General features: G+C 64.2%; 12 protein-coding genes. 5 read left to right on the top strand and 7 right to left on the bottom strand.

Annotated features, from left to right (window positions below; translation table 11 throughout):
- The first annotated feature begins 63 nt into the window (after nucleotides 1–63).
- Nucleotides 64–639: a hypothetical protein gene (locus K0O62_RS22730; RefSeq protein ID WP_073858001.1), complete on the top strand. Its 576-nt coding sequence runs from the start codon at nucleotides 64–66 to the stop codon at nucleotides 637–639.
- A 57-nt stretch (nucleotides 640–696) separates the two neighbouring features.
- Complete coding sequence (locus tag K0O62_RS22725; protein WP_073858000.1) at nucleotides 697–1,062, top strand: hypothetical protein; 366 nt, start codon at nucleotides 697–699, stop codon at nucleotides 1,060–1,062.
- A 7-nt stretch (nucleotides 1,063–1,069) separates the two neighbouring features.
- Here K0O62_RS22725 and K0O62_RS22720 read toward each other — a convergent pair whose 3' ends face one another.
- From K0O62_RS22720 to K0O62_RS22700, 5 genes are all read right to left on the bottom strand, one after another.
- On the bottom strand, nucleotides 1,070–2,737 hold the full coding sequence (locus tag K0O62_RS22720) for a vWA domain-containing protein (RefSeq protein ID WP_073857999.1): 1,668 nt from the start codon (nucleotides 2,735–2,737) through the stop codon (nucleotides 1,070–1,072).
- Nucleotides 2,734–3,705 (bottom strand): hypothetical protein, encoded by a 972-nt coding sequence (locus tag K0O62_RS22715; RefSeq protein WP_073857998.1) that lies wholly within the window; start codon nucleotides 3,703–3,705, stop codon nucleotides 2,734–2,736. Before K0O62_RS22715 ends, K0O62_RS22720 begins: the two co-directional genes overlap by 4 nt.
- A gap of 41 nt (nucleotides 3,706–3,746) precedes the next feature.
- Nucleotides 3,747–4,811 carry a hypothetical protein gene (locus tag K0O62_RS22710; protein ID WP_073857997.1) on the bottom strand — a complete coding sequence of 355 codons (1,065 nt, stop codon included), beginning with the start codon at nucleotides 4,809–4,811 and terminating at the stop codon, nucleotides 3,747–3,749.
- A gap of 620 nt (nucleotides 4,812–5,431) precedes the next feature.
- Nucleotides 5,432–6,040: a hypothetical protein gene (locus K0O62_RS22705; RefSeq protein WP_131817428.1), complete on the bottom strand. Its 609-nt coding sequence runs from the start codon at nucleotides 6,038–6,040 to the stop codon at nucleotides 5,432–5,434.
- A 15-nt stretch (nucleotides 6,041–6,055) separates the two neighbouring features.
- Nucleotides 6,056–6,859: a WXG100 family type VII secretion target gene (locus tag K0O62_RS22700; RefSeq protein ID WP_073857995.1), complete on the bottom strand. Its 804-nt coding sequence runs from the start codon at nucleotides 6,857–6,859 to the stop codon at nucleotides 6,056–6,058.
- Nucleotides 6,860–7,251: 392 nt separating this feature from the next.
- Here K0O62_RS22700 and K0O62_RS22695 point away from each other — a divergent pair, with 392 nt between their 5' ends.
- The gene (locus K0O62_RS22695; RefSeq protein ID WP_073857994.1) at nucleotides 7,252–7,908 is read left to right on the top strand and encodes a DNA-binding response regulator; all 657 of its coding nucleotides are present in this window, start codon (nucleotides 7,252–7,254) and stop codon (nucleotides 7,906–7,908) included.
- A 10-nt stretch (nucleotides 7,909–7,918) separates the two neighbouring features.
- Here K0O62_RS22695 and K0O62_RS22690 read toward each other — a convergent pair whose 3' ends face one another.
- A complete protein-coding gene (locus tag K0O62_RS22690) occupies nucleotides 7,919–10,264 on the bottom strand; it encodes a DUF7159 family protein (protein WP_097933590.1) in 2,346 nt (781 codons plus the stop codon).
- 250 nt (nucleotides 10,265–10,514) lie between these two features.
- Complete coding sequence (locus K0O62_RS22685; protein ID WP_073857992.1) at nucleotides 10,515–10,712, bottom strand: DUF4190 domain-containing protein; 198 nt, start codon at nucleotides 10,710–10,712, stop codon at nucleotides 10,515–10,517.
- A 701-nt stretch (nucleotides 10,713–11,413) separates the two neighbouring features.
- Between K0O62_RS22685 and K0O62_RS22680 the strand changes: the two genes are divergently transcribed.
- Nucleotides 11,414–11,914, top strand: a complete 501-nt coding sequence (locus tag K0O62_RS22680; RefSeq protein WP_234800199.1) for an RDD family protein — start codon at nucleotides 11,414–11,416, stop codon at nucleotides 11,912–11,914.
- Entirely contained in the window at nucleotides 11,914–16,347 is a 4,434-nt protein-coding gene (locus K0O62_RS22675; RefSeq protein ID WP_073857991.1) for a type VII secretion EssC family protein, read from the top strand. The genes K0O62_RS22680 and K0O62_RS22675 overlap by 1 nt, the downstream gene beginning before the upstream one ends.
- The last annotated feature ends 28 nt before the right edge of the window (nucleotides 16,348–16,375 follow it).

Genomic DNA, 16,375 nt, shown 5'->3' with positions numbered 1-16,375 from the left:
ATAGTGGGACCGTCTGGAAGGGGCAGACTTGAAGAACGTTCCAGACATGCGAAGGGAATCCTTGTGGAAGGCATCGGAATCTTCATCCTGATCGTAGTGGTGCTCATCGTCGGCTCGATGATCCTCGAGAAGATGGTCGACGGCGTGCTGGCGGGCATGGTGGCTGTGATCAAAGCGCCCTTCGCGGCGGCGACTAGGGCCCGAGAGAAGGCGAAGTCTCAAACACTGGTTCACGGACTTCAGTTTCAAACCGCCATGTCGCCGGCGGTTCTGCACGACACCCTTGCATCCCACTTCGCCGGCGACGACTTCCATCCGGCCAACCGGGTGATCGTCCAGGCTGACGAGCCGGGACGTTTCATTGTCGACATCGCCTGGCACGAAGACACCCGATTCGAAGTGGAAGGGGGGCCGAGGCTGAAGGCGTCCGGAACTCCGGTCGTCGTCGCCGAACTGACGCATAGCCTCATCGGTCCTCCCACCGATGGACGTGTGCGGTTGACGAGGTTCTCCAGCAACCCGGACTGGACGGATGAGGCCGTGCTGGAGAACGTCATGCCGTGGATGCTCAGTCCGCTGCTTCAGCTTGACCCGACCGCGACCGTGTCAAGAGCGCAGCCCAGTCCGCCGCGGATATGACGTTGTCGGTTATCGATTCGATCAGATAGGGGCGATCAGATGATTCGTATAGGGGCAGTGCTGGCGGGTTCGGTGATGGTCGTGATGTCGGCCTGTTCGATGCCGGCGGACGGCGAAGAATCGACCAGCCCGCCGATTCTGTTCGGGAGTTGGACACCGTCCGACGGAACGTCGGTGAAGACGTTCAGCGAAGGGGGTGGATGTCGTGGGTTCTTCTATGCTAGTTCGACAGGAAAACCGCTGGACATCGGCGGACCGTCAACCTGTCAGTTGTCCAGCCAACCCGATGAATCGGGACGCTTCAAACTGTTTGTCACCCAGGGGCCGAACGAGGCGTCGTACTTCGTCGAGTTCTCCGGCGCAGATGCAGCCACCGTCTTCGCCAAGAACGGTAAAGAGCTCTACAGCCTTTCCCGTTTCTGACGGTCCGCTAGCCGATGACACGTTCGGTAGATACCCACTCGCCGTCCGAAAAACGGTGCGTGACTTCAATTGTCGCGTAGGGGGAATGATCCAGATCCGCAGTTGCGCCGCTCGTGTCGGCGTATATCAGTTTCTCATAGGCGATGATCGCTGAGCTTGCGACTCGCACCTCATCGATGTAACGGGACTCTCCGTACTTCTCACCCCGGACCGGTGATACACCAGGTCTGATGGTTTCACCGATCGCCTGGGGTGCAAGTGGGTCTGTGAAGTCGAATACTCCTACATACAGCATGTTTGAAGAGCGCCCTGCACAGCACATTGCGAAGGTTGATCCGAAGCAGACGAACGAGACGACCGCTTCCTCGACGCCGTCCTCATCGGCATCCAACAGTCCGATCAGCTTAGCTTCTCTGATCGATGCTCCACCGAACTCACCAGATGCAGTGCGGGACTCCCCGTCGCCGTTGGTCACAGTAATGGGGGCGTCATGAGACCAGCCGGAGTATCCATCCCCACACGTCCCGGCCGGGAACGTCATGTTGAGTACGGTGTCCTCGGTGATGACGGGAGACTGGTCCGGAGCGCCTCCTGCCCGCGGCTTGCACAGGCAGAGCACGATTGACTTGATGTGGCCGGTGAGCAAACCGGTCGCATGAACGGTGATCTGATATGCCGCGTCGCTGTGCGGATCGGCATCGTAGGTGAAGGTGATGGTGCCGTCGCCGTTGCTCACGGCTTTCAACGGTGCGCCGTAGAAATCGTCGGCGGCGACCTTGGGATACCCGATGCCGAGCCCGTCGATGGTCCGTGAGCCGGTATGAGGCCTGATCGAACCGAGGATGCCATCCTGAAAACCGAAGTCACAGTTGAGCCATTCGACCACCACCCTGCCTTCGGGCGATACGTCAGGGAAGCCTCGATGCTTGGCGCGAATGTCATCGAGGCTGCCGCCGAGGTCGATATCGAAGATGCCGGATGCCGACAGTGACTTGCCCGCCCGGTCGATGTCTTGGGTAGCCAAGAGCCTGGTCACAAGCTGGCGGGCGTTGGAAGCCTGTACGGAGATGCCATCGGACGCGTCGGCGATACAGGCCAGCTGATCGGCGGCGGTTCCGTCGACGCGAAATCCAACCGTGGAGATGGTCAGGCCGGGCCGCAGCTCCTTCAGTTGTGCCGCGGTCGCACATGGAGGAACGTCGCACGTCTCCTCTCCATCGGAGACCAGTACAACGGCCTGTTGAGCGTCACCGTCGGGTAGCTGATCGACAGCGTGCTGCAGGGCAAGATTGATGGGCGTGAAACCGGAGGGGATGATGCCGTCGATGGCGGCCTCCATATCGGTCCGGTCGAGCGGGCCCAGCGGCAGCAGCGTCGTCACATCCTCACAGCTGGCGCTCTTCTCGCCCTCGGAGGTGCCGTGGTTCGTCCCGTACGTCTGCAGCGCAATACTGGCGGCATCGGGTAGTGCGTCGATGAACTCATGGGCTGCGTTCTTGGCGGCTGCAATTCGAGGGCCGGGTGCGTCTTCCTCGTTCATCGAGCCGGAGCCGTCGAGGATCAAGACGGTGGGTACGGGGGCGGCCGCATCATCGGTTCCAGGCGCCGCGGAGCTGGAGCAACTCACCAGTAGTGAAACGCAGGCAATGATTCCGATGGACGAGCGCAGTTTCATGACGCCTCGGACGCCTCAACGGGGCCAGTGCTGCTGCTGGGTGCGGGGTGCGGTCGAGTCAAGGCATCGGCCGCCCAACACGCCAAGCAACCCACGACAAAGACACCCACATTCAATCCCCAGACCCCGATCCAGCCGGCCTCTCCGGTGAACGCGTTCTCCCGATACCAGATCGCCCACCACAGCACCAGTCCCGCGGGGATCAGACCCAGGGCCCAACTGCCCTGGCGGCGCGCCAGGCCCCACGCCAGGACGAACAGCAGAATCGTGAGCATCGGTGCGCGCATCAGCCAAGGCATCAGGTCAGGCGAGGGCGCGGTGTAGGTGTAGCCGCCGACCGAATGTCTGGTCGAGAAGATGGATGTGAGGCTGACATCCCGGGAAGGACTCGTCGCCAACCCGATGATCACGAGTCCGGCGATGGCGGGCAGCATCGCAGCCGTCCGTTGTCCCGCCGACCGAGCTCTGCCGAGGACACACAGCACGAAGAACAGGTTGAGGCCGTTGATGATCCACCATGGTTGCCAAATCGAACTAAAGGATACGGACCCGTAGACCAGGCCGTAGGCGAGCAGGCTGGGGAGGAGTAGAAGGGCACTGACGAGACAGGCGGAACTGTCCGATGCGGCACCCGTGGGAGCTACGTACGGGACGCCGGGGTGAAGGGGCCCGGCCGCCGGCGGAGATGGGTAACCCGTGCCTCCGGCCGTTCCTCTGGCCGCGTACCGGGCCGACATCTGAGTCATCGCATTACCGGTGAACTGCTTCACGCGTGACTCCATCGCGCGTGCCTGTGCAGCATTCTGCTGCCGGAACCACAGATAGGCGCCGGCGACGGTGACAAGGAGCACCACAAGAACGACCGCGGCACCACCGAAAAGTTCTGTCAAGAACCAGTTGACGACCACGAGGGCGGCCGTGGCGCCCATCGCGGCGCCGGCGACCAGCAGCCCTTGCGTGACGTTCATCGTTGGGTTCGATGGCGGCTGTGGTTCATCATCCGGGTGCATCAACGGACTCCGGTGTTCCGTGCCCAGTCGGCGATCAACTCGTGCTCGTAGTTCTCCTGGCGCATACGGAGATCGGTGTAGACCAGCACCTGGAGTGTGCGCGTGAAAGCCAACAGGAACGACAGGGCCACGAGCATGAAGATCGCCATGCCGAGCGACCCGAGGATAAAGGAGATCGTCAACGCGGGTATCAGCAGGATCGGTATGACGCACACCGCCCACAGCAGGTGGATGCCCAGGATTCGTCCCCACACGGACTTCACCAGCTGCACTGAACGTTTGAAGGAGTCAAGCGCCCCACGCTGCTCGGTGATCACCACGATGGGGGCGAGACTGAACAGAATCCCGATCGCGAAGTTCGCCGCAAGCAGGAGGAGATAGAAGAAGATGCCTGCCGCCAAGGCGGACTTCAGCAGTGCGGCGACGACGATCACGTACACCAACACATCCGTGAGGATGAAGATGCTATAAAACCCTAGGGTCAATCGGAGCACCGCGAACATACGTTGCCGCGCCACTGTGAAGATGTCGGCCATCCGGATCTGCTCACCGCGGACAGCTTTGTCGCTGGTGACGACGGTCAACGCGATGAGTAGTGCGTCCAGTGGCAGTGCGACCGCATACATCAGCAGCCCGAGCACCACGAAGACGACCAGAAATCCACCGAGTCCGGATGAGCCGTATATCAACGGGGAGCCGACGACGGTCTGCAACATGATGTAGAGCACGCCCATGAGAAGCATCCCGGCCACGAGCAGGAATGCCATCGGGATCCCCACCACGGTGGGCCACTGTCGGGAAACCACCCGGAACGCGCCGGTGAAGATCTCCGGGAACGACATCGGACGGAACGGGATGACAGCAGTCGGGGGCGTTCCGCTGTGTCGAGCCGCCGCACTCGTGGGTTGGGCCAGGCCGGCGCGAGCCAGGAGATCTCGAATGTCGGCGGGCCACCGGGCTTGTCGCTGATCGAGGTACCACGCGCCGTAGGCGCAGCCGCCCACCACCAGGATCCAGCCCAGGCTGGAGACCAGCGTCGCGAGCGCCGCGAAGACGGTGAGCACCCACAATGCATGGGACGGTTGGAGTTCGAACCGCTGCGCTGGGCCGAGAGTCGTAGGGTCTTGGTCCGGGGCAGCGCCGGTATCCGACGGATAAATCGGCATCGACTGCTGGGGCGGAGGAGTTCCCTCGGGAGGCGCCGACGGTGGCGGTGGTTGTGGTGGACCGGAGGTCGACGGCGCAGTCACAGGCATGGACTGCTGGGGTGGGAGAGATCCCTGCGGAGCCGGTGAGACCGGCATCGACTGCTGCTGCGGTGGCACGTTAGCCGACGGCGCGGTGAGGTGTTGGGTGGGCGCGTCGTCGGGTACGAAATTCATGCTGGGCCTGGGGATGTCTGTAGGCACCACAGGTGGGGGGTCTGACGCGTCGGCGAGTCCGCTGTAGGTCACTCCGGCTGCGAACCGGCTGGGTCGTGGTGTCGGTGGCTGCGGCTGTACCTGCGCTGGTTCGGCTGTCCACTGCTCTGTGACGGCTTGGTCAGGAGCGTCCACGGCACTGACTGCGTCCCGGTTGATACGTGGTGGCGGCGAGGCCTTCCCCGCCGGGCCAGGGTGCGGGTACCCCTCACGGCGGGTGTTGTCGTCGAGGTTAGTCACCAATACTCCTGCTCAGTGGAAACCTAAGATGCGGCGAACAAACCGCGGATGAAAGCGGGGTCCCATTCGGAAACCGGGTTCCCGTCGACGGTTCCTCGGACCGAGTGAGGCCCCAGCACGATGGTGTTCTGGGCGTCGGCGCCGAAGCGCACGACACATGTCCACGCTGCGGCAAGATTCGGATCCTTGAACAGGGTTCCGTTGTGCGCAGATTCTGCCAGTTCGACCACTGCGTCAGCCGCGTCTTCAGCCGTGGTGGCGCGCAACGTGTGTACTCCGGCAGCCGTTGAGGTGTTGATAACCCAGCCATCGTCCGTGCACGCCGCGCTCACCGCCGCGCCACCTAGCACCAAATCATCAGATGCCGGTGCGATGTACGCGCCGATACGTTCCGTGGCACCGAGGAAGGCCGAGACATCGCGGGCAATCCACTCGTGCGGACGTACGCCTGGTGCGTCGGCGTCGGCACCGGCCAGTCGGCGTACCAACAGTGACCGCATGCCGCGCACACCGGCGTGAGCCAGCGCTTCTGCGGTTGGTTCAACTGTCGGCAGACTCAGCGGCCACGGCCGACCATCGGCGGCACACAGGGCAACTATCTCATCGTCAGTGAGTAGCGCAGTATCTTCCACGGCAGACCTTCCCTGCTATTTCCAAAGGTTCGAGATCAATTTCGGCGCATAGCCGAATACGGCATCCCGCGCCGCCTCGAAGGCGCCGCCGGGGTCGGAAGCAATGTAATCGGCTGTGGTCTGCAACGCCGCCGGGCTGAAATCGGCCTTGGACACTTCGTACGCCACATCACCCCACTGCGCGACCGCCACGCCACTGAGATATCCCACGGGGCCGGGAACCAAGTCCTTCAGTAGCCCGCCTCCGAGGTCGGTCAAAGCACGGGTCGATTCAGCAATTCTGTCATCGGGGCTCAACGTCGTATCGCCGGCGATACCCAGCGCGTCGAGGAGCGGCAGTACCGGACCCACTCCGGGGATGGCCTCCCCGATGGCGAAGCCGTTGTTGATCGGCCAGATTGTATTGCCGTTGAGGAAGTCGCGAATATCTACGAACGGAGCGAGCGGATTCGCGAACATCCCACTGAAGTAGTTGGGGAGCTGGAGCGCGGGCACGTCGGTTGGAGCCAAAAAGGGTACCGTGCTGCCGGCGCCACCGTAGGAGGCCGCACCATTACTCGCACTGGCTTGTTCCTGCTCGTTCGCGTTGCGGTCGATGTCGGCAGCCGCACCGCGCAATGCGGTGATCACGCCGCGTATCTGGGGCTGCGAATCTCCTTGCCAGCGTGACCGGAATTGCTGAGAGTCCGAGCCGTGCCACGAAACCGTCGACAGTCGCCCACTGACCTCCCCGGACATACCCTCAAGTCGATCCGCGGCCTGTATCAAAATTCGTGCGAGGCCGCGTAACTGGTCGACGTCGGCACCGACCATCCCCATGTCATCTACCTCTCGACTGACTGCTCAGAACCGGCCAGATTGGATGCTACGACCATCAGAGCAGGTTTCCATTCGCTTCGGTGTCGTTCCAATGACCGACAAACCAGCTTGTTTGGGTGTTGCCAATACGTCGAACGTATGAATTTTGCTTAGACGGCGTGCGCTTGCGGCGACTAGAAGGAAAGGTGCTTGTGAATGTTCCTCATCTATGGGAGAAACTGAGTTGAGTACGAGGTGCGTAACTGTGCTGCTTAAACATTGGTTTACGTCTTGAGGCAGGTTGAGTGCAGTTGCCGACGACCGGTAACCGCGAGTGGCATTAGCTACGCATGTCGACTGCTCGGTAGTTACGATCTTGCCAAATCTCGAAAACTGCGGATAGGGGCAGGGCGATGATCCTGGGTGACGAGCCGACCGCAGTGGCGATCATTGATGACCACGATGTGGTGCACGCCGGTATCGAAGCATGGTGTGCTGAAGCCGATCCCGGGATTCGCGTGGCCGGTAGCTTTTTCACGTCGGACGATTATCTCGACGTGTCGCCGTCGGTCGATGTGGTCATCTTGGATCTGCAATTCGGCGGTACGAAGCCGGATTTCGATACTCTGCGTCGATTCTGTGCTGGCGGACAGAAAGTAATTGTGTACTCGCACCTCACGGCTGACGAAGTAATACTCACCTCGCTGGATATCGGTGCTGCGACGTATCTGGTGAAGTCGGAAGGCCAGCGGCACCTGATCGATGCGATCTACGCCGCGCGTAACTCATCTCCCTACGTCGGTCCGAGGATGGGTCGGGCGCTGCTCAATGACAGCACGCTAGGTCGCGTCAAATTGTCTGACCGTGAACGCGAAGTGCTGGTGGCATGGTTTCAGACCGAGAGCAAAGAGCTGGTAGGCAAGAGGCTTTACATCGCTCCGACCACGGTGCGCACGCACCTCCAGCGGGCTCGCGCCAAGTACTCCCTCGTGGGGCGTCCGGCTCCGACAAAGTCTGCCCTGCTGGCTCGGGCCATCGAAGACGGCATTCTGGGGCCCGACGACCTCTGAGGCGAACCGGCTACGGTGACTCCACTTCGGTGGTCACCGGAGCCGAGTCGGACGAGCTCGAACCGGATGATCCGGACCCCGAATTGCTCGACGAGGAGCCGGAGGATGACGATCCGGAGCCGCTGCCTGAGCTTCCGCTACTTGCCGGCGGTGCAACGGGTTCCGGTATAACCACCGGTGCAGGTGCAGGTGCAGGTGCAGGTGCAGGTGCAGGTGCAGGTGCCTCCACGACGGCGGGTGCCGGGGGTGGTGGCGGCGGAGCGGGAGCTTCGACCACGGGCGCCGGGGCCGGCGCGGGAACGGGTGCCGGGGCCGGAGCGGGTGCCGGGGCCGGAGCGGGTGCCGGAGCAGGCTTCGGTGCGGGTGCGGGCTTTGGTGCAGGTTCCGGAGCGGGCTCAGGCACAGGCGGTGCCGACCGGGGTTCCGGCGGTGCTTGCTCGGCCGGCTCGGGCGCCGGGGCGGGTGCGGAGCTCACCTTCGGCGCCGAAGACGACGTGGGTGCATCCGACGTCGGAGTTGTCTTGTCCGGCTTGGCTGCCGGGGATGTTGTCGTACGAGTCGTGGTGGGGCCGCTGCCTTCGGTTGCCGGTTCCGAAGATGTCTCGGCCGGCGCGTCGGACGGCGGGGTTCCCTCGGGTGCCTCTGGTGCCTCGGGTGCGTCAGCGGTGTCGGGAGCGTCCTTCGGGTCGTCGGCGACCTCAGCGTCGGTGGCGGTGTCGGCTGGCTCATCGCCGTCGTTCACGGTTGCGGGTTTGTCGGATTCCTCGGCAGGTTCGGACTGACCAGGATCGTCCGATGTCTTCTTCTGTCGCTGTTCGGATTGTTCGGTGTCTTCGGCCTCGACTTGCAGCTCGTCCGCGTCGGGATCAGGCACAGTCGGGGAGTCGCGGTCCGTCGGCTCCGGCTTCGTTTCCCCGGGCCAACGCTGGGTGATGGCTTTCGTCATGCAGTCGTTGAAGCCGGGTCGGTCCACCCAGCAGCCGAACTCTTTGAGTATGCAGAGTGCGGACGACAGGTCACACCCTTGACCGTCCGGGAAGTTGATGACCACGTCCGGGAGCTCGGGCATGAAGTCACTCAACCTGAATCCCCCGGCAGCGCTGCCCGCCGGTGTAGGGCCACCGGGGGCGGGCGGTGCAGCCCCGCCACCGACGACTGCAGGTGCACCACCGGTCCTACCCGCGCTCGTCGAGTAGGAGCCCGACCCTCCACGGTTGCCCCGCGTGTACACCGCGGGAGTCTCCGGCGTCGGCGCCGCGGACACTGGCACCACCGGTACGCTGTAGGCGGCCACATCCTTGACCGGCTCCACGCCCTGACCGGGCATCGGCGGCAGGTACTTGCCGGGGACCGCTTCGTAATCGCGCACGGCCTGCTGGCTCACCACCGGCTTGATGTTGATCGCCACCCCGACCGCGAGCGCGGCGAATCCCACCACCACAACGGCCGCGATGGTGCTGCCCAGCAGCAACACTCGGGGGCGGCCGGCGGCGACCGGCACGTCCATCTCCCTGGGATCGTCGGCATAGCTGGCCGGCGAGGGCACGTTGCTCAGCGGCGGCATCGGCGCCTGGAGTGGCCCACTGTCCTCGTACTCTGCGATGGGGATGGACCCGCTGTCCTCGGCGAGCGAGTACGCGAGATGCTCGCCGATCACCGGGCCGGCGGACGTGGCGTACTGCGACGGGTGGGCGGCCGGGATCGATGTCGTCGGCATCGCCGACGCAGACGCCGCGCCACGCGCAAGGACGTACGCCGGCTCCTCCGCCAGATGCACCGGTATGGGCGATTCCGGGCTGAGTCGATCGGTCAGCGCGGCGGAGTCCTCCGAAGTGCTGAGCACATAAAGTGTCTGTGCCCCACCGGTTTCTTCACGCAGGCGCTCAAGCATCGCAGTGCAGGCCGACTCGGAACCGGACGACGCCAACTGCTCGGCGTCGATCAAACTGGTATGCGCGTCATCGGCGCCGACGACAGACAGCGCTGCTGTCTCCGCGTCGACCAATAGCAGCGCCGATGTCTGTTCTCCGGCGCTCCCCGCGGTGGTGCGAACGAAGGCCGTGGCCGCGTCGGCCGCCGACACGACCGTCACATTGTTGACACCCTCGCCGGCCAGGGAGTTGCGCAGTGTGTTCGCCTCAGCCTTGTCTGCCGAGCAGACATTGATGGCCGACAGGTAATGCTGGTCTGCGGCCAGCGAGTGTTCGGTGTCGACGATGGTACGCACCAGGCTGCGGGTGGTCCCGTCGGCGAGACGGACTTCGAACCGGTCGAGCACGGACGCAGGGTTGGACGCATCCACGAGGGCGAGGCGCGCGACGGAGTCCGCCACGGCCACGCCAAGGACGAGTTGCATCTAGGTGTCCCCCTAGCTAATTCCGAGCACGCACGCGGGCATGCCGATTGTTTCGGATCCGCGATTCCCGTTACGTGCTTCGATCGGGCCGACGGTACCGCAAATGTGACAGCGACGGGCGCTAAAACAGAATGATGGAGTACCCGCGATGACGAAGCTGTAGCTAATGCTTGAGGAAACCATCGCACGGGTGGGGATGCGGTGTCGTCGGACGTCCGGACGACAGGCGTCGTGGGAGCTCCGCAATCAACTAGCCATTCGTGAGCAGACCGAGCAGTACGACCGCGACGGCCAGGACGAGATAGGCAATTCCGATGAACATCGTGGCCTTGGCGAGGCCGGTTCCGCGCTCACCGGTGCGCTCGCACTGCCGTTGCGCCACGAGCGCGAGTGGAACGCCGGCCGGCGCGGTCAGCGGCCCCAGCGCCACCACGAGGACGAACGACATGACAGCCAGTCGGTTGGTCCCCTGCGGAGTGGCTGTGAACGAAATTGATGCCGCTGTAGTCGGCACGTGAATCGGTCGTGCAGGCGGCAGGGTGGCGGTTGTGGGGGCGGGCGACCCGCCCACTGTGTGTCCTGCGGCGAACCTGCTCGGCCGCAGTTGTTGTCCGTCAGACACGGCGGTGGTCGGCCTCGTGTGCTGCGAACATCGGGCCTTCCTTTGCGCGAGGTGGTCGGTGGGCTGCGCGACACAGGTGTCTCGAATTGCCCATATGAAACAGGCCTGTGGATTGTGATAGCGAAGTTGCGTATGCGTCAATCATCCGTTCGGCGGACACGGTGACTTGCGCAGGACTGCGTGCCGGCTTCGATGGCTTCGCAAAATCTCGGCGAGGGTACTTCGGTGTCTATTCGGCCGAGCGAACCGCTGATTGAAATGGCAATGTCGTACGAACAAACCACGCCGATCAGCATCAGCGTTTTGTAGGGTCCAGTACGTCAAGAGCGAATGGGGCAAACATGATGCACGGGTCAGCGGTTAACAGTGACGGCACCTGCCGCCACTGTGGGTCGCCCCTGCACGTGGGCGCACCGTTCTGCGGTTCATGTGGACGGTCGGTGCCCAACCGCGGACAGCAACCCCCGCGGCCGGCCGCTCCGGTTCCGAGTGCCCCGGCAGTGCCGGCGGCGCCGACGGATCAGATCGTGGGTGCCGGCCGTGGGGTCCGGTGCGCGTGCTACCTGATGGACCTGGCGGTGATGTTCAGTCCGGCACTCCCATTGGCGATCGCGGCCGCGGTACTGGGGGTCGCCGAGATCGTCTACGTCGTGCTGCCGGTGGCGTTCGCCGCGGTCTGGTTGTGGATGCAGATCTGGCAGGGCTACACCGGATTGACGTTCGGGAGGTCCATGCTCGGCCTGCGATTGATCCGCGCGTCGGACAACCGTCCGCCCGGCCTGGCTGCGTGCATGACCCGCAGCGGTGTCTTCGGGGCCACCGCGGGGTTGGCCGCCATACCGGTCATCATGAATGAGACACCGCACCCCGGATTGCACGACAAGGTTTCCGGACTCATCATGATCGACGTCGTGCAGGGGGCCAATCCACTTGGGAAAAAGCAAGATCCGGTGTTCCGCCGATCGCCGGACCGCGGATTGAACAGGGTGGCCGCGCCACTGCCGGTTAATGCGACGGGGCACCGGTAGTGCAACTGAAATTCATCTTGCGTCGCGATGATGGCAGTCGAGCGCAGGTCGCGGTCACCGCGGATGCCACCGCTTCGGTATCGGACCTTGCGACGGCGTTGGCGACCGGCGATCCGGACTACCGCCCGGCCCGGGTGCAGGGCAGCCTGACCCTCAAACTCGAGCAGTCCGCCTTCGACAACGGGGTACAGGGGAAGGTCCTGGACCCGGGGCGCAGCCTCATCGAATCGGGGATGAGGTCCGGATCGACGGTCAGTATCGCCAGCGCGCCGGCCGGGGTGCCACGGTCTCGTCGGGGGCGCTCGGTTGCCGTTCTGCGGGTGCTGGACGGGCCGGACATCGGCCGCGAGTTCCCCTTGGCACCTGGTAATTCCGTCATCGGTCGCGGATTGCGCAGTGAAGTGCAACTGCACGATCACGGCGTTGCCGAAGTGCATGCCGCCGTCACCGTCGGCGAGAGCATCGAGATCGCGAACCTCGCCGGCCCGACCGGTGTGCTGATCGGTGGCCAGCCCGTGCAGCGGGCGGTCGTGGGGTCCTCCGATGTGGTCCAGTTGGCCGGCACCTCGGTGGCGATCCTGCACACGGTCCGCCCGGGTGCCGTGCAGGCCGACAGCGTGGCGATCGAGTTCAACAGATCGCCCAGGGTGGTGGCGCGATCCGAGAAGACGGTCTTCGCTGCTCCGAAGCCGCCACAACCGTTGCAGCCCGCGCACTTTCCGATCGTGTCGATGCTGCTTCCGCTCGTGCTCGGATTGGTGATGTTCGCGGTCACCCGCAGCCTGCTGTCCGTGGTGTTCATCGCCTTGAGCCCGTTGCTGATGCTCGGTATGTACTTCGACAGCAAGTATCAGGCGAAAAAGAAGTACGAGAGCGACGTTCAGCGCTTCGCCGAGGCGCAGCGCCAGCTCGCCGCCGATCTGACCGCCGCACAGCAGGTGGAGCGAGCAGTACGGCGGACAGAGACCCCGGCGTTGGCGGAGGTGGTCGAGGCGATTCACCGGCTCGGCCCCTTGCTTTGGACACACCGGCCGGAGAGCCCTGAATTTCTCAAGGTGCGTATAGGACTCGGGGACGCACCATCGAGATGCCACATCGAGATGTCCCGAGACAACGATGCCGAAACAAAGTACCTGCAGCAATTGACGCAACTGCGCGACGATTTCGCTCAGGTCAGTGATGTGCCCGTGGTCGCCGATCTGCGGGAATGCGGGGCGTTCGGAGTGTGCGGTCCTCGGGGCGTCGTCGACGGTGTGGCCCGCGGCATCATCATGCAGCTGATCGCACTTCATTCGCCGGCCGAGCTGACCATCACCGCTTTCGCCTCACAACACTCGCGGTCATCATGGGAGTGGCTGGAGTGGCTGCCGCACGCCGGATCGGTGTACAGCCCGCTGTCCGGTAACCACCTCACGGACAGTCCCAATGGTGGTATCGCGCTGCTCTCCCGGCTGGAAGATCTGGTCAAAGCGCGCACCGGGGACAAAACCTCCGGTCAGGCAGCCACATTCGGCTCGATCCCGGGCGGAGACACCGGCGCGGAGACCCGCGCGGCGCTGACATTGCCCGCAGTCATCGTGCTGGTCGACGACACCGCACCGATCGATCGGTCGCGGTTGACCCGACTGGCAGAGCGGGGCGCAACGGTGAGCGTGCACGTGATCTGGGTGGCGACACAGTTGACGAGCCTGCCCGCTGCCTGCCGCACTTTCGTACTGATCGAAAATACCCAGTCGGGTTCCACCGTCGGAGAGGTGCGGCACGGGCGGCACAGTTATCCGGTCGCCTGTGATGCGATCGATGTGCCCGACGCACGGCAGGTCGCCCTGCTGCTGGCCCCGGTCGTCGACGTGGGTGCCGCCGTCGAGGACGACACGGACCTACCGCGGTCGGTGTCCTATCTGAGTCTGTCGGGAACCGAGATCGCCTCTGAACCAGCCGCTGTCGCCCGGCTGTGGATTTCCAACGACTCGGTCATTCCGCGCGACGGGTCGGTGAAGAAGCCATCGCGCAAACCGGCCGCGCTGGGGGCATTGGTCGGCTCGACCGGCGTACAGGACTTCTATCTCGACCTTCGCGAACACGGACCCCACGCGCTGGTGGGTGGCACCACCGGATCCGGTAAGAGCGAGTTTCTGCAGACCTGGATGTTGGGTATGGCCACCGCCAACAGCCCCGACCGGCTGACCTTTCTGCTCGTCGATTACAAGGGCGGCACGGCCTTCGCCGAATGTGCACAACTACCGCACACCGTGGGCCTGGTCACGGACCTGTCGCCGCACCTCGTCCGTCGGGCACTGACCTCACTGGGGGCCGAGATCCGCCGACGAGAAGAACTGCTGAATCTCAAGCGAGCGAAGGACCTTGTGTCCCTGGAGCAAACCGGGGACCCGGATACCCCGCCGGCGCTGGTGATCATCGTCGACGAGTTCGCGGCACTGGCCGGTGAGGTTCCGGAGTTCGTGGACGGTGTGATCGACGTGGCGCAACGTGGCCGGTCACTGGGTTTGCACCTGATCCTGGCCACGCAGCGGCCGGCCGGCGTCATCAAGGACAATCTCCGAGCCAACACCAACCTGCGGATCGCGCTGCGACTCAACGATGTCGACGACTCGGTTGATGTCGTCGGTGATCCGATGGCCGCGCACTTCCCCCCGGAGATTCCGGGCCGGGCGGTCGCCAAGACCGGACCTGGACGACTCACCACGTTCCAGGCCGGATATGTGGGTGGCTGGACCGGGGACCAACCCGAGAGTGCCCCCATCGACATCCGCGAGTTCGTCTTCGGACGGCACCGTCCGTGGAACGTGCAGATGAGCGGTACCGGCCGATCGGCGTCCGGCCCGACCGACATCGCCCGGACCGTCGCCAACGTTCGGTCAGCCTCGGATCAGTTGCGCATCACGACACCGCGCAAGCCGTGGCTGCCCCCGCTCGATCCCACCTATGCGTTGGAGTCGATTCCCGCACCGGTCGGGCACCTTGTCATCGGGCGGCTCGACCGCCCCGCCCAGCAGCTGCAGCCGACCGCCACCTATCAGCCGGATCAGGGCAACCTCGTGATCATCGGGACCAGTGGCTCCGGTAAGTCGACGGCCCTTCGCAGCCTGGCGATCTCGGCGGCAATGGCAAGCGACGGACCGACCCATATATATGGGTTCGACTTCTCGTCGGGAAGTCTGCTGATGCTGGAGGCGCTGCCCAACGTCGCTGCGATCATCGATGGGGAGGACGACGAACGGATCGGCCGGGTGCTGCGCCGGCTGGTGGCGACAGTCGACGAGCGCTCCCGCACGTTCACCCGGGTCAACGCCGCGGACCTGACCGGGTACCGGCAGAGCGCAAACCCGAGCGAACCGCGGATATTGCTGTTGATCGACGGCATCGCCGCGTTCCGGGAGGCGTACGAACATGTCGGGCACTCCACGAACTTCACCATGTTCAACCAGATCGTCAGCGACGGGCGGCGGCTGGGAGTCCACGTGATCATCACCGGCGACCGTCCCGGTGCGCTGTCGACGTCTTTGATGTCGATGATGCAGAGGCGGCTGACGCTTCGGCTGGCCTCCGATGATGACTACATGCTCGTCGGGGAACCGCACGACATCCTGTCGGTGAACTCCCCACCCGGCCGCGGCATCATCGCCGGCGACGAGGTCCAGGTCGCGGTTCTGGGCGGCGACGACAGCGTGGCGGGACAGGCCCGAGCGATCGAGAGCCTGGCGGACCGGATGCGCGGCAACGGTTTTCCGGAACCCGACGCCGTACTGCGGCTGGCGGAGCACATCTCGCTGGACACACTCCCGACCACGGTGGGTGCTGCACCGGTGATCGGTCTCGCCGACGAGACACTGGCGCCGGTCGGGATCCTGCCCGAAGGTCTGCTGATGCTCACGGGACCGCCCGGCAGCGGCCGCACCACCGCGTTGGTGACTCTGGCTCAGGCCGTCCGGCGCGCCAATCCGGGTATGCGGATCGTGCACCTCGCGCCACTGCATTCGGCCATCGGAAAGCAAGAGGTCTTCACCGATAGCGCGGTGGGCGGGCCTGCGGTGATGGACATGGTGAGCCGGTTGTCCTCGGCGGCCGAACTCGGCGTCGACAATCTGATGGTCGTCATCGAGTCGGTCACCGAGTTCACCAACGGCGAGGCGGAAACTGACCTGGCGAACCTGATCAAATCCCTCTCGGGGACATCGGCGTTCGTGGTCGGTGAAGCCGAGGTGTCCACCTGGGGTCAGGCGTGGACTCTGGCACAGCCGTTCAAATCGGCTCGCCGTGGCGTGCTGTTGTCGCCCAACGGGGTGGAATCGGATTCACTGCTCAACACCCCGATCGGCATCATCCGCCGACACGACTTCCCACCCGGGCGCGGTGTATTGATCGAAAAGGGTAGGGGGGTGTGGATTCAGATCGCGCAACCGGTCTTCTGATGACCCGTCCAGCAGTATCAGCTCAACG

This window comes from Mycolicibacterium diernhoferi (assembly GCF_019456655.1).
Classification (GTDB): domain Bacteria; phylum Actinomycetota; class Actinomycetes; order Mycobacteriales; family Mycobacteriaceae; genus Mycobacterium; species Mycobacterium diernhoferi.
Note: the sequence above shows the minus strand (reverse complement) of the source record. Positions and strands in the feature narration are given on the sequence as shown.

Coding starts and splice junctions, on each gene's coding strand:
- K0O62_RS22715 (WP_073857998.1), bottom strand. CDS start 3,705: ATGAACGTCACGCAAGGGCTGCTGGTCGCCGGCGCCGCGATGGGCGCC.
- K0O62_RS22685 (WP_073857992.1), bottom strand. CDS start 10,712: ATGTCGTTCGTCCTCGTGGTGGCGCTGGGGCCGCTGACCGCGCCGGCC.
- K0O62_RS22690 (WP_097933590.1), bottom strand. CDS start 10,264: ATGCAACTCGTCCTTGGCGTGGCCGTGGCGGACTCCGTCGCGCGCCTC.
- K0O62_RS22720 (WP_073857999.1), bottom strand. CDS start 2,737: ATGAAACTGCGCTCGTCCATCGGAATCATTGCCTGCGTTTCACTACTG.
- K0O62_RS22700 (WP_073857995.1), bottom strand. CDS start 6,859: ATGGGGATGGTCGGTGCCGACGTCGACCAGTTACGCGGCCTCGCACGA.
- K0O62_RS22695 (WP_073857994.1), top strand. CDS start 7,252: ATGATCCTGGGTGACGAGCCGACCGCAGTGGCGATCATTGATGACCAC.